We start from the raw sequence: 19,932 nt of genomic DNA, 5'->3' as shown, positions 1-19,932 counted from the left end.
TGAAAGCTTTACAGGCAGGTCACGTGGCGCTCTGTCTTGAAAGCCTCTCCGGCGGTTATCCATGGCGACGGCCGAACAGCCCGCGCAGGGAAATAGCCGCCGGAATCCCCAGCCCCACCCAGCTCAGCGCATCCCAGGCGCCGTCGCCCAACAGCGCGGCGAACAGGCCGGCCGCGCTGAGCAGGGCGATCAACACGGGAATGCCGAAGACCTTCCAGAAATTCGAAGCGCGCGGTTTCATCGTGCGCCCTCGGTTTTCAGGCTAGTCCGTCGGCGTACCCACCACAGGTACACGCCGCTGCCGAGCACGATGATGGTCAAGCCATCCAGCACCGCCCAGAGCACCTTCATCGGCAGGCCGCCGTAGTCACCGAAATGCAGCGGTTGCGACATGCCCATGGCGTCCATGTACCAAGGGCGTTGGCCGACGGCGGTGACTTGCAGGGTGGCGGCATCGATCAGCACCGGGGTCAGCAGGTGCGAGGTGAGGTGGGTGCTGCCTTTCATAAAGACGGCGTAGTGGTGTTCGCTGGAAAAGCGCGTGCCGGGGAAGGCGATAAAGTCCGGGCGCATGTCGGGGGCGGCCTCGGCGGCGATCTCCAGCAGGCGCGTGGCCGGGGCGAGTTCGGTCAGCGGTGGGGCGTCGCGGTACGGCGCGACCATGGCGCCGAGGGTGTCGGCGCGCCAGGCGGCGATCAGCAGGTCGGCGCAGGCGCTGATCACCCCGGTGATGCCTACCACCAGGCACCAGGTCAGGGTGACGATGCCGATCAGGTTGTGCAGGTCGAGCCAACGCAGGCGGGTGGATTTATCGCGGCGCACGCTGGCGAACTTCTGCCGGCGCATGAACGGCAGGTAGAGCGCCACGCCGGAGATGATCGCCAGCACGAACAGCACCCCCATAAAGGCCAGCAGCAGTTTGCCGGGGAGCCCGGCGAACATATCCACGTGCAGGCGCAGCATGACCATCATCAGGCCGCCGTTGGCCGAGGGCAGTTCCACGGCCTGGCCGTTGCGGGCGTCGAGCATGAAGGTGTGGGAGGCGTTGGGTTCGGTGCCGGCGGTTTTCGCCATGATGGTGGTCACGCCGTCGGGCTCGTCCTCGTCCCAGCCGAAATACTGCATGACCTCGCCCGGACGATGGGCCTCGGCGGCGCGGACCAGTTGCTGCAGGTCCAGGTGCGGGGTGTCGGCGGGCAGCGCCGGCAGCGCGGCGGCGTCGCCCAGCAGGTGGTCGATCTCGTGGTGGAAGATCAACGGCAGGCCGGTCAGCGCCAGCAACAGCAGGAATAGCGTGCAGATCAGGCTGGCCCAGGTGTGGACAAAGGACCAGCGGCGGATGGTTTGGCTTTTCATGGCATTTCCCAAATGCAAAAGGGCCACGGCGGACCGTGACCCTTGTTTCGACGCGATGCGGCTAGCGGGTTACCACTTGTAGTTCACGGCGGCGACCACGCTGCGTTGGTCACCGTAGTAGCACCAGGTGCCGTCGCAGGTGGAGAGGTAGTCCTTGTTGAACAGGTTCTTCGCGTTGACTTCCACCGACGCACCGGCCAGGGAACTGCTCAGGCGACCCAGGTCGTAATGCACCGCAGCGTCATAGACGGTGTAGGCGCTGACGTGACCATTGGGGGTGTTGGCCGTGTTGCCGAAGGTATCGCCGACATAACGCACGCCACCGCCGACACCGAAGCCATCGAGGAAGCCGGTGCGCCAGGTGTAGTCGCTCCAGAGGGACGCCTGGTTACGCGGTACCAGTTGCAGGCGGTTGCCCTGGTCGTCGCCCTTGAGGATTTCCGAGTCGGTGTAGGTGTAGGCCGCGATCAGCTTGAGGTTCTTGGTCACGTCGGACGTGGCTTCCAGCTCCAGGCCACGGACCTTGGTTTCGCCGATCTGGCTGGTGATGCCACGGTCGCTGACCGAGACGTTTTTCTGGCGAAGGTCGAAGACGGCCGCCGTGAGCAGGGTCTTGCTGCCTGGCGGTTGGTACTTCACACCGGCTTCGTACTGATGGCCTTGAGTCGGTTTGAAGGACTGGGTTGCGCTGGCGTTGGCGCCCGCGGATGGCTGGAACGACTCGGTGTAGGAAATGTAAGGGGTGATCCCGGAGTCGAACACATAGCTCAGGCCGGCGTTGCCGCTGAAGGCGCTGTCGCGCTGGGTGTGGGTGGCATTGTTATTGTTGAAGAAGGTGGTGCCGGTGTGAATCCAGTCCTCACGGCCACCGAGGGTCAGGCGCCACTTGTCCAACGCGATCTGGTCCTGGGCATACAGGCCGGTCTGGTTGGTCTTCTGGTTGTAGTTGTAGAAGGTGTTGTAAGCGATATTGGAGAAGTTCTGCCCGTAGATCGGGTTGTTCACGTTGCTGTCAGGCGCGTTGCCTTCCTGCCATTTGTAGCGGGTATCGGTGCGCTGATGGTCCAGGCCCAGCAGGACGGTGTGGCTAAGGGCGCCGGTCTGGAAGTCGGCCTGGAAGTGGTTGTCCAGTGCGATCTGGCTGATATTTTCGTCGACCTTGTCGACCAGACGGGTCAGGGTGCCGTCCGGCGCGACGACATCGCCGAAGGAGGCGTAGGCCTGACGGAAATTCAGCTCGCTCTTGGTGTAGCGCAGGTTCTGTTTGAACTGCCAGACATCGTTGAAGCGGTGATCGAAGGCGTAACCCAGGGCGTAGTAAGTGCGGTCGTAGTAGTCCGAATCCGGATCGCCGAGGTTTTTGCTGTGTGAAATCGGCCCGGCCGCCGAAGGCAGCTTGGTGCCTTGCAGGGGCAGGAACTGGCCGCTGATACCGGTATCGTCGCGGGTGAATGCGGACAGGAAGGTCAGGTGCGTATCGTCGTCGACATTCCAGGTCAGGCTGGGTGCGATGTTGTAGCGCTTGTCGCTGACATCGTCGATGGGCGTGTTGCCGTCACGGATGACACCGTCGATGCGATAGAGGAAGCGGCCGTCGTCGTCGATTTTGCCGGTGCTGTCGAAACTGATCTGTTTGCGGTTGTTGCTGCCTATTTCGGCACGGACTTCGTGGCTGCTCTCGGCCTCGGGGCGACGGCTGACCATGTCGAGCATGCCGCCTGGCGGGGTTTGACCATAGACCGAAGAGGCCGGGCCACGCAGGACGGCAATACGTTCCAGGTCCCAGGTTTCGAGTTTCGGGTTGGCGTAGGAACCTTTGGGCAGTGGCAGGCCATCAAGGAACTGGGTCGGTTCGAAGCCACGGATCCGCAACCAGTCGGCGCGCGAATCGCTGCCGTAGCTGCTGGCGATCACGCCGGGGGTGTAGCGCAGGGCGTCGTCGAGGTTCTGGACGCCACGGTCTTCCATCTGTTCACGGGTAATGACCGAAATCGAGCGCGGTGCCTCGACAATCGGCGTATCGGTCTTGGTGCCGGCGGCGGTGCGTGTGGCGGTATAGCCTTCGACCGGGCCCCAGGCGCTTTCAGCAATGCCCTGGCCGGTGATGTTGGTTTCCGGCAAGGCCACGACGCCGCTCGGGATCGCGATCAGGGTGTAGGTCCCGGCGCTGCTTTGGATCAATTGCAGACCGGTACCGCCAAGAGCTTTGTGCAGGGCGGTGATGGCGTCGAACTGGCCTTTGACCGGTGCCGAGGTTTTGTCCGAGGCCAGCGCCGGGTCGAGGCTCAGGGCCAGGCCCGCCTGGCTGGCGATCTGGCTCAGGGTCGAACCCAGCGGTCCGGCGGGCAGGTTGTAGGCGTGAACGCTGGAAGCCTGTTCGGCCGCCATCAGCGTCGGGCTGAGCAACGGGGTGCCAAGGGCAATGGCGGCGGCGAGGAGACTGGGGCGCAGCAAGGTGTCGAGCGGGCGGGACATAGGGCGGGTTCCTGAATGGAAATGTTTCTCAATGCCTATGGGCCGAGCGAAATTCAGAAACTGATAGGGTTGATTGTAAATAATTTAGATTCACATCGAGGGGCGAACGTCGATTTTGTGGAGGCGGTCGCTCAATACCCGAGCTGATGACTCTGTGGGAGCGGAGCTTGCCCGCGAAGAGGACCTTGAGGCCGCCAAAAGCTTCGCGGGCAAGCTCCGCTCCCACAGTCGATAGTGTTTCAATCCGCCAGATTCGGCTCAGGGCTGGGTATCGGTCTTGGCCCGTAACGTCACCCACCACTGGGTATGCCGCGTGATCTGCACCGGCAGGGTCGGCAGTAATGCGGTCAGCGCCAGGTCGGTGTCATGCAGCGGGAAACTGCCGGTGATCCGCAGGCTGGCGACTTGCGGGTCGACCCCCAGATGGCCGCGTCGGTAGCGACCCAACTCTTCGAGCATGTCGGCCAAGCGCACGTTGTCCACCACCAGCATGCCCCGGGTCCAGGCATCGGTGCCGGGGTTGAGGGCCTGCAACGGACCGAGGCTGTCACGGCGCATCAGCACCTGCTGGCCTTCATGGAGGATCTGTTCGTCGGCGCCGGCCTGTGGACGAGCAGCCACCGCCGATTGCAGAACACTCAATAGCGTGCCGTCGTCTTCACGCTTGACCAGGAAACGCGTACCCAGTGCGCGCATGCGCCCTTCATCGGTTTCGACGATAAACGGTCGGGCATCGCCATGGCCGGTCTCGATCATGATTTCGCCGTCGCGCAGGACGATGCGCCGGGTCTTCTTATCGAAGCGCACATCCAGGGCACTGTGGGTGTTGAGCTGGATCGTCGTACCGTCGGTCAGGTACAGGGTGCGTTGCTCGCCGGTGGCGGTGCGCTGGTCGGCCAGCCAGTAATCGATGGGCAGGTAGCGATTGCCGAGAAACAGCGCCAGGCCGCAGGCCAGTATCACACTGGCCAGGCCACTGCCGAGCTTGCGTACCCGTTGGCGGAGGCCGTCGCGGGATTTCAGCAGGGCGCCCCGCGCCGGGCCGCTGGTGCCGCTGAAGCGTTGGTCGAGCATGCCCAACTGCGACCAGGCGCGGGCGTGTTCTTCATGGGCCGCGTGCCATTTCTCGAACTCGGCCTGTTCCACGGTGTTGCGACCGCCCGAGTCCAGGCACAACTGCCAGGCAATGGCGGCATCGAGGACGCGGGCGGAAACCGGTTTGGCGCTGAACTGATTCATGTCGGCTCGCCGTACAGCGCGACATAGCACTGGCGAATGCCCTGGGCCAGGTACTGGCGCACGCGGGGCACGGAAACGCCGAGCTTTTCGGCGATCTCGGCATGGGCGAGGCCGTCGATGCGGCTGTAGAGGAACGCGGCGCGGGACTTGCTCGAGAGCTTGCCGAGCAGGTGGTCGATGGCCCGCAGGTCTTCGAGGATCAGGTGCTGTTCTTCCGGGGACGGTTGCTCGCCCTCCGGGATCAGCATCAGTTCACTGAGGTAGGCCTGTTCCAGCGCGGCGCGGCGGAAGTGGTCGAACAGCAGGCCTTTGGCGATGGCCACGAGGAAGGCCCGGGGTTGGTGCGGTGTGTTCAGTTCGTCGCGGCCCAGCAGGCGGACAAAGGTGTCCTGGCTCAGGTCTTCGGCCCGCTGCGGGCAGGCAATGTTGCGGCGCAGCCAAGCCAACAGCCAGCTGCGATGGTCGCGATACAGCGCGCCGACAAGGGCATGGTGGGGGCTTCGGACTGACGACAACGGACATCACCGAGAAGAAGTTTAAAATAACGAGAATTATTCGCGATTGTGTCAGGGCCCAGGAAAAGGCGCAATGGCTGCTGGTCGATTGGTTGTGTGCCATTGGTGGGTTGTGGGAAGTGAGCTCGATGGTTGTGGGGCTCTCGGGTATTGCGGTGTCGGGACTGACGTCTTCGCGGGCAAGCCCTGCTCCTACAGTTCTATGTCGTGCGCCAAATCTGTGCTCGACGCAAAACTGTAGGAGCAGGGCTTGCCCGCGAAGAGGCCCTTGAGCCTTGCACCGCCCATGCGACCGCCATCGCCGGCAAGCCGGGCTCCTACAAGGGGATGTGGCAGGCTTTAGAAAGAGGGGCTCTGCTGACGACGTTTCCACTGCCCCAGGCGTTGTTGCAGCTTCAACGGGCTATCGATCTGCTGCTGCCGCGCCCGGCTGAACAGGATCAGCGCCAGTTCGGCGGTGGCCAGGGCGTCGGCGCTGGCGTTATGCCGCTCCTCCACCTGCAACTTGAAATGGTCGATCCAATCGTCCAGCCCGGCTTCGCGCAAGGTCGCTTGCGGGCATAACAACGGCGCGATATCGGCGACATCAAAAAAAGGATGTTGCAGGCGATACCCGAGGCTGTCTTTCAGGGCGCGGGTGAGCATGTGCTGGTCAAAGGGCGCATGGAACGCCAGCAACGGGCTGTCGCCGACGAACTCCATAAAGTCCAGCAATGCCTGCGCCGGATCGCTGCCGGCGGCCAGGGCACTCGGCCCCAGACCATGGATCAGCACGCTGGGGTTGACGCTCTGTCTGGGGCGCAACAAGGTCCGTTCAAAGCACTGCCCCAGGTCGATGGCGCCGTCTTCGATGACCACCGCGCCGATGGACAGCACCTGGTCGCGGTTCAGGTTCAGGCCGCTGGTTTCCAGGTCGAGGACAACCCAGCGCTGTTCCCGCAGCGAACACTCGTCCAGGGGCTTGGCGGCGGGCAGTTGCCTGAGCCGCACCTGTGTCGCGGCATCCAGTGTCGGCTCGTTGGCCCTCAGCCAGGAAAACAGCTTCATAGCTGATACCGCAGGGCCAGGCTGCTTTGCAGGCGTTGGGCCTGGCGCAGGGCTTCACGCAGGATGCGTCGGTCCAGCTGGTTGAGGCTTTCCGGATCGACCCGATTGGAATACGGCAGATTCTGCCGGGTCTGCAGTTGATGTTGCTGCAAGCGGGTCTGCTGGATGAAGTGATAGGCCTCTTCATAAGCCGCGCCGTCGAGGCTTTCGATGACTTCCTTGGCTACCAGTTGGCGCAGGCGTTCGAGGGTATTGCTGGCCTCGATACCATTGGCCAGCGCCAGCAGGCGGGCACCGTCGACGAACGGGGTCAGGCCCTGGACTTTCAAATCCAGGGTGGCCTTGTCGCTGCCGTTGCGGCTCAGCACGAACTCGCGCAAACGCCCCACCGGTGGGCGCTGGCGCAGGGCGTTTTCGGCCATCATGCGTTGGAACAGCCGGTTGTCGGCGACCTGGGCGAGGATGCCCTGGCGCAGTTGCTGGCAGGCCTGTTCCTCGCCCCAGACCACCCGCAGGTCGAAATAGATGCTCGAGGCCAGCAGGTTCTCCGGCGTGGCTTCGCGAATAAAGGCGGAGAAGCGCCGTGCCCATTCGGCCCGCGACAGGCACAGCTCAGGGTTGCCGGCCATGATATTGCCTTTGCACAGGCTGAAGCCGCACAGCGCCAGGCTCTGGTTGATCTGCTGCGCCAGGGGCAGCAGCTTGCCGCGAATCTCGGCGGCATGGGCGGCGTCGCGGGCCTCGAACAGGATGCCGTTGTCCTGGTCGGTGTACAGCGTCTGCTCGCGGCGGCCCTCGCTGCCGAAACACAGCCAGCTGAACGGCACGCCCGGATCGCCTTTCTCGGCCAGGGTCAGTTCGATGACCCGGCAGACGCTGTGGTCGTTGAGCAGGGTGATGATCTGGGTGATCTGGGTCGATGACGCACCGTGGGCCAGCATGCGTTCCACCAACTGGCCGATCTCGCCGCGAATGGCGATCAGGTTGTCCAGGCGCGCCGCGCTGCGGATGGTCCGCGCCAGGTGCACCAGGTCGACCCGTTGCAGGGAAAACAGGTCGCGCTCGGAGACCACGCCGCACAGGCGCTGCTCTTTCACCAGGCAGACATGGGCGATGTGCCGTTCGGTCATGGCCATCGCGGCGTCGAAGGCGCTGTGGTCCGGGGTCAGGGCGAAGGGGGCCTGGGTCATGTGTTGGTCGATGGGCTGGTTGAAGTCATGGACGCCGTCGGCCACCACCTGGCGCAGGTCGCGCAAGGTGAAGATGCCGAGTGGGGCCTTGGCTTCGTTCACCACCACGATACTGCCGACCTGCTGCTCGTGCATCAGGGTCACCGCTTCGCGCAGCGGAGTGCTCGGGCTGCAGGTCACCGGGTGACGCATCGCCAGCTCGCCGAGGCGGCTATTGAGCGAATACTGGGTGCCGAGGGTTTCCACGGCTTTGCGCTGGACTTGCTGATTGACCTGGTCCAGCAGGCTGCTGACGCAACGCAGGGCAAAATTGCGAAAGATCTCGGAGGAGGAAAACAGCTTGATAAACGCCGGTTTGTTCAGTTGCAGGCAGAAGGTGTCTTCGCCGGCCAGGTGTTCGGTACGGGTGGCCCGCTCACCGAGCAGCGCCGCGAGGGGGAAGCACTCGCCGGTGGTGATTTCGAAGACGGTTTCGCTGCCGCCCTTGGCCGTGTGCGGGCGCTCGCCGACCACCCGTCCCTGCTTGACGATATAAAAGTGCTCCACCGGCCCGTCGGCGGGCTTGATGATGCTCTCGCCCGTGCTGTAGAAACGCAGTTGACACTGTTCAACCAGATAGGCCAGATGGGCGTTCTCCATCTGATTGAAGGGTGGGAATCGCTGCAGGAACTGCAAGGTGCCGTGGATGTTTTGCAACACCGCGGTCTTCCCGGCCTGGCTGAAGGCATCCGCTTTGCTCATGACCGCTACCGATTTTTGTCCGTTGTTATGGGCGCGAAGAATCGCCGTTCTACCCATGTTCGGCCCCCGCTTCCCGGGTGCCCATTGGACGTAAGTCTAGGTTTGAGAAATGGCCTACAGTTGAAGAAGCAGATTCTTAACAAATATCGACTTGGAAAACTTTCCGACGAAGTGCACATTGAGCATCCGTTTAGCGATGTCTGAGCACTGTGCTAGGGGATTGGATTGCCGAAGGGATACCAGAGAGCCGTATGTCTGACCACGATATTTTAAGCGATGCCGAGCGCGAGGCCATTCTGCAGGTGATGCAGGCACCGCAATTGTCGTATCAGCGGGTCCTGATTGTCGATGACGACCAGGATGCCCGGGAGTTGCTGTCGGAAATTCTCGCCCTCCACGATATCCACTGCGTGACCGCCGCCAGTGGCGCGGCGGCCTTTGCGTTGCTGGAGTCCAACCGCGGCATCGGTCTGCTGATCACTGATTTGCGCATGGCCGATGATGGCTTGGACCTGATTCGCAAGGTGCGCGGCTCGGAGCGGGCGGCGCTGCCGATCATCATCGTCTCCGGCAATGCCCAGGTGCGTGATGCTATTGATGCGATGCATTTGAGCGTGGTGGATTTCTTGCTCAAGCCCATCGATACCACGCAGTTGCTGAAGCTGGTCAAGCGTGAGCTGGGGATGGTGGCTTAGCCCCTGTAGGAGCGAGCTTGCTCGCGATGGTGGCCCAGGCACCGTGGGGTATCAGATGCCCAGCGTTATCGTTGACGCCCATCGCGAGCAAGCTCGCTCCTACAGGGAGCGGTGTCTTGAGGCGACCGGAATGAAAAAGCCCTGATCGTTACCGATCAGGGCTTTTTCTTTTCGCCATCAGCGCGGGATTACAGGCCGTTGCGGGCCTTGAACTCACGACGCCGACGGTGCAGTACCGGTTCGGTGTAGCCGTTGGGCTGTTTGGTCCCTTCGATCACCAGTTCGACCGCCGCCTGGAAGGCGATGTTGCTGTCGAAGTCCGGGGCCAGCGGGCGGTACAGCGCGTCACCGGCATTCTGCCGATCGACCACCGGGGCCATGCGCTTGAGGCTTTCCATGACCTGGTCCTGGGTGACCACGCCATGGCGTAGCCAGTTGGCGATGTGCTGGCTGGAAATGCGCAGGGTGGCGCGGTCCTCCATCAGGCCGACATCATGGATGTCCGGCACCTTCGAGCAACCGACACCCTGGTCGATCCAGCGCACCACGTAGCCGAGGATGCCCTGGGCGTTGTTGTCCAGCTCGCTGCGGATCTCCTCGGCCGACCAGTCGGTATTGCTCGCCAACGGGATGGTCAGGATATCGTCGAGCGAAGCCCGCGCGCGTTTGGCCAGTTCGGCCTGGCGGGCGAATACGTCGACCTTGTGGTAATGCAGCGCATGCAACGCGGCCGCGGTCGGCGACGGGACCCAGGCGGTGTTGGCGCCGGCCAGTGGATGGGCGATTTTCTGTTCGAGCATCGCCGCCATCAGGTCGGGCATGGCCCACATGCCTTTACCGATCTGGGCGCGACCTTGCAGGCCGGTGCTCAAACCGATATCGACGTTCCAGTTCTCGTAGGCGCCGATCCATTTTTCCGTCTTCATGGCGGCCTTGCGCACCATCGCGCCGGCTTCCATGGAGGTGTGGATCTCGTCGCCGGTGCGGTCGAGGAAGCCGGTGTTGATAAACACCACGCGCTCGCTGGCGGCCTTGATGCAGGCTTTCAGATTGACGGTGGTGCGTCGCTCTTCGTCCATGATCCCGACTTTCAGGGTATTGCGCGGCAGGTTCAGGACCTCTTCGATACGGCCGAACAGCTCGTTGGTGAACGCCGCTTCTTCCGGACCGTGCATCTTCGGCTTGACGATATAGACCGAGCCGGTGCGGCTGTTCTTGCGCACGCTGTTGCCGTTGAGGCTGTGGATCGCCGCGAGGCTGGTGATCAGGCCGTCGAGGATGCCTTCGGGCACTTCGTTGCCGTGGCTGTCGAGGATCGCATCGATGGTCATCAGGTGACCGACGTTGCGCACGAACAGCAGCGAGCGACCGTGCAGGCTCAACTCACTGCCATCGACGGCGGTGTAGCGGCGGTCGGCGTTCATGGTCCGGGTGAAGGTGGTGCCGCCCTTGGCGACCTGTTCCGCCAGGTCGCCCTTCATCAGGCCGAGCCAGTTGCGGTAGATCACCACCTTGTCATCGGCATCGACGGCGGCGACCGAGTCTTCGCAGTCCATGATGGTGGTCAGGGCCGCTTCCATCAGCAGGTCCTTCACGCCGGCGGCATCGGTCTGGCCGACGGGGCTGCTGGCGTCGATCTGGATTTCGAAGTGCAGGCCGTGGTTTTTCAGCAGGATCGCGGTGGGGGCTGCGGCATCGCCCTGGAAGCCGATCAACTGGGCGTCGTTGCGCAGGCCGCTGTTGCTGCCGCCCTTGAGGGCGACCACGAGTTTGCCGTCGACGATCTTGTAGCCCACGGCGTCGACATGGGAGCCGGCGGCCAGGGGCGTGGCTTCGTCGAGGAAGGCGCGGGCGAAGGCGATGACCTTGTCGCCACGGACCTTGTTGTAGCCTTTGCCTTTTTCCGCGCCGTCCGCTTCGCTGATGGCATCGGTGCCATAGAGTGCGTCATACAGCGAACCCCAGCGGGCGTTCGAGGCGTTGAGGGCGAAACGCGCGTTCATCACCGGCACCACCAACTGTGGGCCGGCCATGCGGGCGATCTCGTCGTCGACATTCTGGGTCGTGGCCTGGAAATCCGCCGCTTCTGGCAGCAGGTAGCCAATGTCTTGCAGGAAGGCTTTGTAAGCCACGGCGTCGTGGGCCTGGCCGGCCCGGGACTGGTGCCAGGCATCGATCCGGGCCTGGAAATCATCGCGTTTGGCGAGTAGGGCCTGGTTCTTCGGGGCCAGGTCATGGATGACCTTGTCGGCGCCGGCCCAGAACTGGTCGGCGGTCAGACCGGTACCGGGAATGGCTTCGTTATTCACGAAGTCGAACAGGACTTTGGCGACCTGAAGGCCACCGACTTGAACGTGTTCAGTCATTGCTTGCCTCACTCTGCTCAGCTATTCAGCTCTTCTGTTTAAAGCCTTGCGTGCTTCTCTGAACACAGTACCAGAACATGCCCTCGCGGGCGGCTGGGCTCGCCCGACCGACCTGAGCCGGCGGGGCTTTCCGTGATCTCACAGACACTCGGGCAGACGTCGATCCAACGTTATGTAGTGCGTGCCGGCGCATACTACATGATGCATTGCGGTTGTGAAAATTAGACTAAATACGTCGTTTCGCGACCAGTGGGTTCTGTCCGGTCACGCATCAGTCGCTGATGTTCTCAAGAAAAGTATGGATTGTTCCAGATAAATCTGAAAATGGTACACGATTTGTTTTTCCGTACGGCGCCGTGGTGTGTGGTGGGGATGGTGTGGAAGCGTGCCTGATCTTTCGAAGGGCAGGCCCGATGTCATCCGCTTGTCCGTATCTTGCGCGTACAGGGCCTGGTCGAGCTTGTACCTTTCCTCATCAAGCTACACTGAGGGCTTGGGTATTGTGTGTCAGCCGGTTGTTGGCAAGCTTCCTCGGTTCTTCGCCATTGCTGTTTTCATTGCTGTTACTTCAATCAGCAAGAACCAGTAAGTAAAGGAGAGCCTTTATGAAAAAGAGTACCAATACCCCTGAACCTGCAACGCCAGATCAGGTGCTTGAGGATGGCTCGGTTGGGGCGTTAAGCCTTCCAGCTGAGCCAAGAAAAATATTCACGGCTTTAAATGAAAGAAGTTTTCTCTTTCATCATAGCGCTAGTAATCCTGATCTTAGGATTACCACTAGGGATAATTTGTTATTCGCATTGTGGACGTTTAATACTACCGAGTCGTCGCCTGTCGGTGTGTGGGAGGGAGAGATTCAATGCTTTCCGTTTAACGCGTACATGACTGCAAAAGGCACAGATGTCGTCGTTGTCGAGAAGAATGGGGAAAATAATCAAATTTGGATAATTAGGCGCTCAGGAAGCCGTTTTGTAACTATTGAAAGCAGCGTGAGCAGATTCCTCTTGGCGGTCGATGACTCCAGTACAACAGATGATACACTGGTCATTCTCAGGGGTGGTCCTCATATCCCCGCTGAAGATTTCATGATAGGTATTAACGCTGTACAGCCCTGACAAGAGCAGACAGTTGCGCTTCAAACGGCCCTGGCTGGGTTCCAGTATTTCCGGGTAAGTTCAGCCAGGGCCGGGTAAACAAGTCGTGAGTGGCGGCGTTGGCGATGATGGATGAGTTCGTTCTTCAGCGCCCCCAAAAGCTTTCTATCAGTGCCTTGTCGAAACAGTTGCCCTTGCGTGACATCGAACGGTGCATCTTGAACTACGTTTTGATGTATATCAGCCATTACTGAGAGCCCGGCTCGAAAGATCGAGTTATATCAATCCCCCAAGTGCCCACGGGTGTGGCCCGCTTGCCTATACTAGAGCGACCAACGACAAGAGGGCTATCCCGTGGACCATCTCGTACTGACAGTATTCGCACCCGACAAGGCCGGCCAGGTCGAGCAGATTGCCCTGTGCATCGCCGAGCACGGCGGCAACTGGCTGGAAAGCCGCATGTCGGGCCTGGCCGGGCAGTTTGTCGGGATTGTCCGGGTCGAGGCGCCCGCCGAGGCCCATGACGCGTTGATCAAGGCACTCCAAGCCCTCTCCAGCCAGGGGATTCAGATCCAGGTGATTCCCGGTGGCGGCGAAGCGCCCGGCCGCTGGAAACCCATCGCGATGGAACTGGTGGGCAACGATCGCCCGGGCATTGTGCGGGACATCACCCGTTTGTTGACTGAACAAGGCATCAATCTGGAGCAACTGGTGACCGACGTGAGCCCCGCGCCCATGAGCGGCGACCCTTTGTTTCATGCCGAGGCGATCCTGGCGGTGCCGTTTGACCTGCCGCTGGAAGCCTTGCAGTCGGGCCTGGAAACCCTGGCTGATGAGCTGATGGTGGAGTTGATGCTGCGCAGTGACGAAGAGTGAAGCGGGTTATCCAGTTTTAACGGGGACGGGCCTGTGGATAACCTGGGGAGAGCCGGCGCCCGACCAGGCCGGCCGGGGCTTTCCAGGAACTGAGCAAAAAACGAGCAGTTTCAAGGGCTTGTGCACAAACGGCGTGGACCGGCTTGTGGATAACCTTGGGGTAGAAGCCTGCAGCCCAGGTGGAGCAAGGCTTGCAGGATTTTGTGTGTTTTTTGATCAGCTGCGCTTGCGCAGGCTGAGCCAGGCATCGACGCTGTACACCGCCAGTCCCGTCCAGATAAACACGAAGGCCATCAGGTTGCTGGCGGTCAGGTGTTCGTCGTACAGCAGCACGGCCAGCAGCAACACCAGGGTTGGCGCGATGTATTGCAGGAAACCCAGGGTGGTGTAGGGCAGGTGACGCGCCGCCGCGTTGAAGCTCACCAGCGGGATCAGCGTGACCGGGCCGGCGGCGATCAGCCACCAGGCTTGCGAGGTGGTCCAGAATTCGGCCTGGGCGCTGGTGGCGAGCGGGTTCAGCAACAGCCAGCCGATGGCGATGGGCACCAGCATCCAGGTTTCCACCACCAAGCCCGGCAGGGCCTTGACCGGTGCCTGTTTGCGGATCAGCCCGTAGAAACCGAAGGTCAGCGCCAGCACCAGCGAGATCCAGGGCAGGCTGCCAACCTGCCAGACCTGCTGCGCCACACCCACGGCGGCGAGTCCGACGGCGATCCATTGCAGGCGGCGCAGGCGTTCGCCCAACAGCAGCATGCCCAGCAGCACGTTGACCAGCGGATTGATGTAGTAGCCCAGGCTGGCTTCGAGCATGCGTCCGTTATTGACCGACCAGACGTAGGTCAGCCAGTTGGCGGCGATCAGGGTGCCGCTCAGGGCCAGGATCGCCAGGCGGCGCGGGTTGTCCCGCAGTTCGCGCCACCAGCCCGGGTGTTTCCAGACCAGCAGCAGCAGGGAGCCGAACAGGGCGGACCAGAGCACGCGGTGGATGATGATCTCGACGGCCGGTACGGCGGCGATGGCTTTGAAGTAGATGGGGAACAGGCCCCAGATGATGTAGGCGCTGAGGCCAAGGATGTACCCGCGACGCGGGTTGGCGGCTTGCATGCAGAGTCCTTGCTTAGGCTGCTAACTAATTATGGGGGTTGGTGCGCTGGTCTTGGCTGGTGCGGTGGGGCTGAGGGCCCTATCGCGAGCAAGCTCGCTCTTACAGGGGGGATGCAATCCATTACTGTAGGAGCGAGCTTGCTCGCGATGGCGTCTTTTTAGACGCCGACACCGCTAAATCCTGCCACAACCGTCAGAATAATTTCAGCGGTTCTTCATTCAGCGCGGAGAGTTGTTCGCGCAAGGCCAGGACCTGGTCGCCCCAGTAACGCTCGCTACCGAACCACGGGAAGCTGTGGGGAAACGCCGGGTCGTCCCAGCGGCGGGCGAGCCAGGCGCTGTAGTGCATCAGGCGCAGGGCGCGCAGGGGTTCGATCAGCGCCAGTTCGCGGGGATTGAAGTCGTGGAACTCGCTGTAGCCGTCCATCAGTTCCGACAGTTGGCCGAGGCATTCCTGGCGGTCGCCGGCGAGCATCATCCACAGGTCCTGCACCGCCGGGCCCATGCGGCAGTCATCGAGGTCGACGATATGGAACATCTCGTCGCGGCACATCATGTTGCCGGGGTGGCAGTCGCCGTGCATGCGGATGTTCTGGTGCGGGGTCTCGGCGTAGACCTGTTGCACCCGCTTGAGCAGGTCGCGGGCCACGGACTCGTAGGCCGGCAGCAGGCTGCGGGGAATGAAGTTGCCTTCCAGCAGGGTGGTCAGCGAGTCTTCGCCGAAGTTCTTCACACCGAGGGCTTCGCGGTGTTCGAACGGACGGGTGGCGCCCACGGCGTGCAGGCGGCCGAGCAGTTGTCCGAGGCGATAGAGCTGGTCGAGATTGCCCGGTTCCGGGGCCCGGCCGCCACGCCGGGGGAACAGGGTGAAGCGAAAACCGGCGTGTTCGAACAGGCTTTCGCCGTTGTGGATCATCGGCGCGACGACCGGGACGTCGCAGTCGGCCAGTTCGAAGGTGAAGCGGTGTTCTTCGAGGATGGCCTCGTTGGTCCAGCGCTGGGGGCGGTAGAACTTGGCGATCAGGGGTTCGCCGTCTTCGATGCCCACCTGATAGACACGGTTTTCGTAGCTGTTGAGCGCCAGGACCCGGGCGTCACTGAGAAAGCCGATGCTTTCCACGGCGTCGAGCACCAGGTCGGGGGTGAGTGTTTCAAACGGGTGGGACATGCTGACTCCTGCGAGCGGCAGGCGGCCGCGTCCGGCCAAGCATGTTAGCGCAGACGGGGTGGCAGGTGTGGCGGCTGTTGGGGTTTGTGGCCGGGCCATGAGGATGCCAGGGTGTAGCGCGGGCCCTGTGAGAGCCGGCTTGCTGGCGATGGAGTCCGCAAGTTCGGCGCAGGGCTCTAGGGCCTCATCGCTGGCAAGCCAGCTCCTACAGGGGGCGTGGCGTTTTTGAGTTGAGCGCCAGGGCGGTTGATCAGGCGCCGATAATCCCGCCATCCTCCCGCCGGATCGCCATCACCGATGAGCGTGGCTTGCCGTTCGGCAGATGCTCGGGAAAGGTCGAGTTGCCGGCTTCACCCGGATGCTGGATGCCGACGAACAAGGTCTTCTGATCTGGCGAGAAGCTGATACCGGTCACTTCGCAACCCACCGGGCCGACCATGAATCGACGGATTTCCCCGCTGGCCGGGTCGGCGCAGAGCATCTGGTTATTGCCCATGCCGGCAAAATCCCCGGCGTTGCTGTAGTCGCCGTCGCTAAGGATCCACAGACGGCCGGCCTTGTCGAAACCCAGGCCGTCCGGGCTGTTGAACATATTCTGCGGGGTGATGTTGGAAGAACCGGCCTTGGCCGTGCCGGGATGCGCCGCCGGGTTGCCCGCCACCACGAACAGGTCCCAGCCAAACGTGTGGGCACCGTGATCATTGCCCGCGGCCTGCCAGCGCAGGATCTGCCCGTAGACATTCTTCTCCCGGGGATTCGGTCCGCCGGCCGGCATGCCGTCCTCACCGCGCTTGGCGTTGTTGGTCAGGGTGCAATAGACCTGGCCGTCGATGGGGCTGACGACGATCCATTCCGGACGGTCCATGCGCGTCGCCTTGACCACACTGGCGGCCAGTCGGGCATGGATCAGCACTTCGGCCTGGCTGGTGAAACCGCTGCCTGCGTCGATGCCGTTCTTGCCGAAGGTCAACTCGACCCATTCACCCGAACCTTTCGGACGATCAGGGTTGCCGTCGCCGTTGTCGAAACGTGCGACATACAAGGTGCCGTGATCCAGCAGGTCACGGTTGGCCTTGAGGTTCTTGTGGTTGATCTGGTCGCGGCTGATGAACTTGTAGATGAATTCACCGCGCTCATCGTCGCCCATATAGACCACGGCGCGGCCGTCACGGGTTTCGGCCAGGGCGGCGTTCTCGTGTTTGAACCGGCCCAGGGCGGTGCGTTTGACCGGGGTGGACTGCGGGTCGAACGGATCGATTTCCACCACCCAGCCATGACGATTCAGTTCGTTGGGATTCAGGGCCATGTCGAAACGTGGATCGTGGGCGTGCCAGTTGATTTCCTTGCTGGTGGCCACGACGCCATAGCGCTTTTGCGCGACATCGAATTTCTGTTCGGTATGGCTGCTGCCGAAGCAGTCGGTGAAGTTCTCTTCGCAGGTCAGGTAGGTGCCCCAGGGGGTCTTGCCGTTGGCGCAGTTCTGGAAGGTGCCGAGGACTTTGCGCCCCTGCTTGTCGGCCTGGGTCTGCAACCAGGGGTGACCGGCTGCCGGGCCGCCGAATTTGATCGGTGTGTTGCCGTGGATCCGCCGGTTATAGGCCGAACCCTGGACGAAGTGCCATTGATCGTCCTTGCGCTGTATTTCGATCACCGACACGCCTTCACTGGCCTGGGCCTTGCGCACGTCTTCAAGCGATTGCGGCTGGCCGCCATGGGGATAGAGGTAGCGGTAGTTGGTGTATTCGTTGTTGATCGCCATCAGCGCGCGATTGTCGTCGCCGGGGAAGGGGAACAGGCTCATGCCGTCGTTGTTGTCGCCGAACTGGACTTCCTGGGCCTTGGCGCTGCCGTTGCCGCTCGGGTCGAAGGCCGGGCCGTTCTTGGCCAGGGGTTGGCCCCAACTGATCAGCACTGACGAGGTATAGCCGGGCGGCAAGGTCAGGGTGTCGCGGGTGGCGGCGGCGATGCTGTCGAAACCCAGCAGTTGGCCGGAGGCGGCGCTGACGCTGGCAGCCATCACGCTGCGGCTCAGCAGGTTGCCGCCGAGGAACATCGCCGCGCCGCACAAGGCGCCGGCACTGATAAAGCCACGACGGCTGAGGCCGACCATCTGTTCCAGGTCGGTGGGTTGGTTTTCTTCTAAGAGGTTCATGATCAGGCTCCCTGCGGGTCAGGGGGTCACCTTAGTAATGCGTTGTGACGGATTTGTTGCAGGAAAAGCGGGGGGATCGCTGCGCGATCGATCGCAGGCAAGCCGGCTCCTACAGGTGGGATATGTTCTTCTGTAGGAGCCGGCTTGCTGGCGATGGCGTCATAACGGTGTACCCAAAATCACCAGGGACGGCGAAAACACCGCCTGCACGGGGCTTCCCACGTTCAGAGCAAGGCTTTTTATCTGCTCCGGTTGCGCCAGCGCACAGAGAATTTGTCCGTTCGGCAGGGCGATTCTGACCTCCAAAGGGCCGTCTTCATCCTCGGAAATGCCCTCGATTTTACCACTTAGAGAATTGTGTCCGGATTTTGCGGGATGCCCGATGGCACTCAATTCCAACCAACCAGCCTTGATCAGGGCGACGACTTCGGTGCCGCTCTCCAGCTCCAGGCGCAGGGTGCTGTCGTGGGTGATTTGTGCCTGGAGGGTGAGCCCGCCGGCCAACGTCAGGTGCACGAGGTCGTTGCGCCCGTGGCGGGTGATGTCCTGCACCGTGCCGTGAAGCTGGTTGCGGGCGCTGGTGCGCAGCATCAGGCGGCCGAGCAGATCGAGGTCGCCGCTGTCTTCGGCGGCTTCGAGGACCTGGGCCTGGAGGGTTTGCAGGCGTTGATAGAGACGCAGCACCCGTTCGCCTTCCGCCGACAGCTTGGCACCACCGCCGCCCTTGCCGCCGACACTGCGTTCCACCAGGGGTTTTTGCGCCAGGTTGTTCAACTCGTCGATGGCGTCCCAGGCCGCCTTGTAACTCAAGCCTGCGCTTTTCGCGGCGCGGGTGATGGAGCCCTGTTCGGCGATATGTTGCAGCAGGGCGATACGCTGCGGGCGGCGGACGATGTGTTGGGTCAACAGGACGGGCAGGGACATGGGACGGACTTCGGGCGGCGGGGGTATTGGGCAAGGTGCCTCTCGGTGCTTTCGACGTCAAGCCGCCGCAAGCCAAACGCGGTTTCTGTGGCCGGCTTGCTGGCGATGGCGGCCGCAAGATCGCCGCAAGGCTCAAGGGCCTCTTCGCTGGCAAGCCAGGCTCCTACAGGGTTTGTGGTGTCTTTGAGACGGCTAGCGATTTTCCGGGCTCGGTGTACGCGCCAGGCAATAGACATCGACCCGCCGCGCTCCCGCCTTCATCAGCAAGCGGGCCAGGCTTTCGGCGGTGGCGCCGGTGGTCAGTACATCGTCCACCAGCGCCAGGTGCAGGCCTTCGACTTTCGCCCCAGGCGCCAGGGCAAAGGCGTTCAGCAGGTTGCGTCGGCGAGCCCTGGCGTCCAGTTCCTGTTGCGCGATGGTGTCCTGAACACGCTGTAAACGGTGTTCATCTGCGGAGATTTCCAGGCTCTGGCTCAACCAGTTCGCCAGCATCGCCGCCTGGTTATAACCCCGCTGACGCAAGCGCCGGGTCGCCATGGGCACCGGCAGCAACAGGTCCGGTCGCGGCAAGCCATCGTCAAAGCGCTCGCGCAACGCCTGGGCCAGCAATTCACCCAGCAGTCGCCCCAGCGGCCATTGGCTCTGGTGCTTGAAGCGGGTGATCAGGCTGTCCAGTGGAAAACGATAGGTCCAGGGCGCAATCACCTGCTCGAAGGCTGGCGGCTGCTTGAGGCACTGTCCGCAGGTCAGCCCCGTCGCCGCCAAGGGCAGGGCGCAGACCTGGCAGGCGTCCATCAGCCAGGGCAGCTCGCTCTCGCAGGGCGTACAGATCGGGTGGGGTGTATCGGTGGCTTCATCGCACAACAAACAGCCCTGTTTGCTTTTTAACCAGATGTAAACCGGTCCTTCGTATCGTGGTTGACAGCGCATGAGTCTTCCTTAAATATGCCGAGCATCCGTGTCGCGCCTGTGGGTATTCCTTTGCCCCAG

General features: G+C 62.3%; 16 protein-coding genes and 1 pseudogene. 3 read left to right on the top strand and 14 right to left on the bottom strand.

Annotation, left to right across the window (positions count from 1 at the left end):
- Positions 1–55: 55 nt before the first annotated feature.
- From M5C71_RS20165 to M5C71_RS20135, 7 genes are all read right to left on the bottom strand, one after another.
- On the bottom strand, positions 56–241 hold the full coding sequence (locus M5C71_RS20165; protein WP_177102982.1) for a hypothetical protein: 186 nt from the start codon (positions 239–241) through the stop codon (positions 56–58).
- Positions 238–1,356, bottom strand: coding sequence for a PepSY domain-containing protein (locus tag M5C71_RS20160; protein WP_248768594.1), 1,119 nt, complete (start codon positions 1,354–1,356; stop codon positions 238–240). Before M5C71_RS20160 ends, M5C71_RS20165 begins: the two co-directional genes overlap by 4 nt.
- 69 nt (positions 1,357–1,425) lie before the next feature.
- Complete coding sequence (locus M5C71_RS20155; protein ID WP_248768593.1) at positions 1,426–3,831, bottom strand: TonB-dependent siderophore receptor; 2,406 nt, start codon at positions 3,829–3,831, stop codon at positions 1,426–1,428.
- A 258-nt stretch (positions 3,832–4,089) separates the two neighbouring features.
- Positions 4,090–5,070: a FecR family protein gene (locus M5C71_RS20150; protein ID WP_248768592.1), complete on the bottom strand. Its 981-nt coding sequence runs from the start codon at positions 5,068–5,070 to the stop codon at positions 4,090–4,092.
- Positions 5,067–5,585: an RNA polymerase sigma factor gene (locus tag M5C71_RS20145; RefSeq protein WP_248768591.1), complete on the bottom strand. Its 519-nt coding sequence runs from the start codon at positions 5,583–5,585 to the stop codon at positions 5,067–5,069. Before M5C71_RS20145 ends, M5C71_RS20150 begins: the two co-directional genes overlap by 4 nt.
- A gap of 339 nt (positions 5,586–5,924) precedes the next feature.
- Positions 5,925–6,632 carry a 3'-5' exonuclease gene (locus M5C71_RS20140; RefSeq protein WP_248768590.1) on the bottom strand — a complete coding sequence of 236 codons (708 nt, stop codon included), beginning with the start codon at positions 6,630–6,632 and terminating at the stop codon, positions 5,925–5,927.
- Positions 6,629–8,563: a putative nucleotidyltransferase substrate binding domain-containing protein gene (locus M5C71_RS20135; RefSeq protein WP_248768589.1), complete on the bottom strand. Its 1,935-nt coding sequence runs from the start codon at positions 8,561–8,563 to the stop codon at positions 6,629–6,631. The genes M5C71_RS20140 and M5C71_RS20135 overlap by 4 nt, the downstream gene beginning before the upstream one ends.
- Before the next feature lie 251 nt (positions 8,564–8,814).
- On the opposite strand from M5C71_RS20135, the gene M5C71_RS20130 reads away from it, so the two are divergent.
- Positions 8,815–9,258 carry a response regulator gene (locus M5C71_RS20130; protein ID WP_103497087.1) on the top strand — a complete coding sequence of 148 codons (444 nt, stop codon included), beginning with the start codon at positions 8,815–8,817 and terminating at the stop codon, positions 9,256–9,258.
- 188 nt (positions 9,259–9,446) lie between these two features.
- On the opposite strand, the gene M5C71_RS20125 is transcribed toward M5C71_RS20130, so the two are convergent.
- Positions 9,447–11,624: a malate synthase G gene (locus tag M5C71_RS20125; RefSeq protein ID WP_248768588.1), complete on the bottom strand. Its 2,178-nt coding sequence runs from the start codon at positions 11,622–11,624 to the stop codon at positions 9,447–9,449.
- 605 nt (positions 11,625–12,229) lie between these two features.
- On the opposite strand from M5C71_RS20125, the gene M5C71_RS20120 reads away from it, so the two are divergent.
- Positions 12,230–12,739, top strand: a complete 510-nt coding sequence (locus tag M5C71_RS20120; protein ID WP_152741081.1) for an RICIN domain-containing protein — start codon at positions 12,230–12,232, stop codon at positions 12,737–12,739.
- Positions 12,740–12,759: 20 nt separating this feature from the next.
- Here the strand turns inward: M5C71_RS20120 and M5C71_RS20115 are convergent.
- Positions 12,760–12,926, bottom strand: a pseudogene (locus tag M5C71_RS20115) (IS3 family transposase); the annotation flags it as partial.
- Between the two features lie 146 nt (positions 12,927–13,072).
- Here M5C71_RS20115 and M5C71_RS20110 point away from each other — a divergent pair.
- The gene (locus M5C71_RS20110) at positions 13,073–13,594 is read left to right on the top strand and encodes an ACT domain-containing protein (protein WP_248768587.1); all 522 of its coding nucleotides are present in this window, start codon (positions 13,073–13,075) and stop codon (positions 13,592–13,594) included.
- A gap of 216 nt (positions 13,595–13,810) precedes the next feature.
- On the opposite strand, the gene rarD is transcribed toward M5C71_RS20110, so the two are convergent.
- The 5 genes from rarD to M5C71_RS20085 all read right to left on the bottom strand — a co-directional run bounded on the left by rarD (position 13,811) and on the right by M5C71_RS20085 (position 19,872).
- Positions 13,811–14,698 (bottom strand): EamA family transporter RarD, encoded by an 888-nt coding sequence (rarD, locus tag M5C71_RS20105; RefSeq protein ID WP_103497083.1) that lies wholly within the window; start codon positions 14,696–14,698, stop codon positions 13,811–13,813.
- A gap of 193 nt (positions 14,699–14,891) precedes the next feature.
- The gene (locus tag M5C71_RS20100) at positions 14,892–15,866 is read right to left on the bottom strand and encodes a serine/threonine protein kinase (protein WP_152741079.1); all 975 of its coding nucleotides are present in this window, start codon (positions 15,864–15,866) and stop codon (positions 14,892–14,894) included.
- A 250-nt stretch (positions 15,867–16,116) separates the two neighbouring features.
- Entirely contained in the window at positions 16,117–18,018 is a 1,902-nt protein-coding gene (locus M5C71_RS20095; RefSeq protein WP_248768586.1) for a PhoX family phosphatase, read from the bottom strand.
- 159 nt (positions 18,019–18,177) lie between these two features.
- Positions 18,178–18,942 (bottom strand): TOBE domain-containing protein, encoded by a 765-nt coding sequence (locus M5C71_RS20090; RefSeq protein ID WP_248768585.1) that lies wholly within the window; start codon positions 18,940–18,942, stop codon positions 18,178–18,180.
- Between the two features lie 192 nt (positions 18,943–19,134).
- A complete protein-coding gene (locus M5C71_RS20085; protein WP_248768584.1) occupies positions 19,135–19,872 on the bottom strand; it encodes a ComF family protein in 738 nt (245 codons plus the stop codon).
- Positions 19,873–19,932 lie beyond the last annotated feature (60 nt).

The organism is Pseudomonas sp. MWU12-2345, assembly GCF_023242385.1.
GTDB classification, from domain to species: Bacteria; Pseudomonadota; Gammaproteobacteria; order Pseudomonadales; family Pseudomonadaceae; genus Aquipseudomonas; species Aquipseudomonas gingeri_D.
The sequence above is the reverse complement of the archived record's forward strand: the minus strand, read 5'-3'. Positions and strand labels throughout refer to the sequence as shown.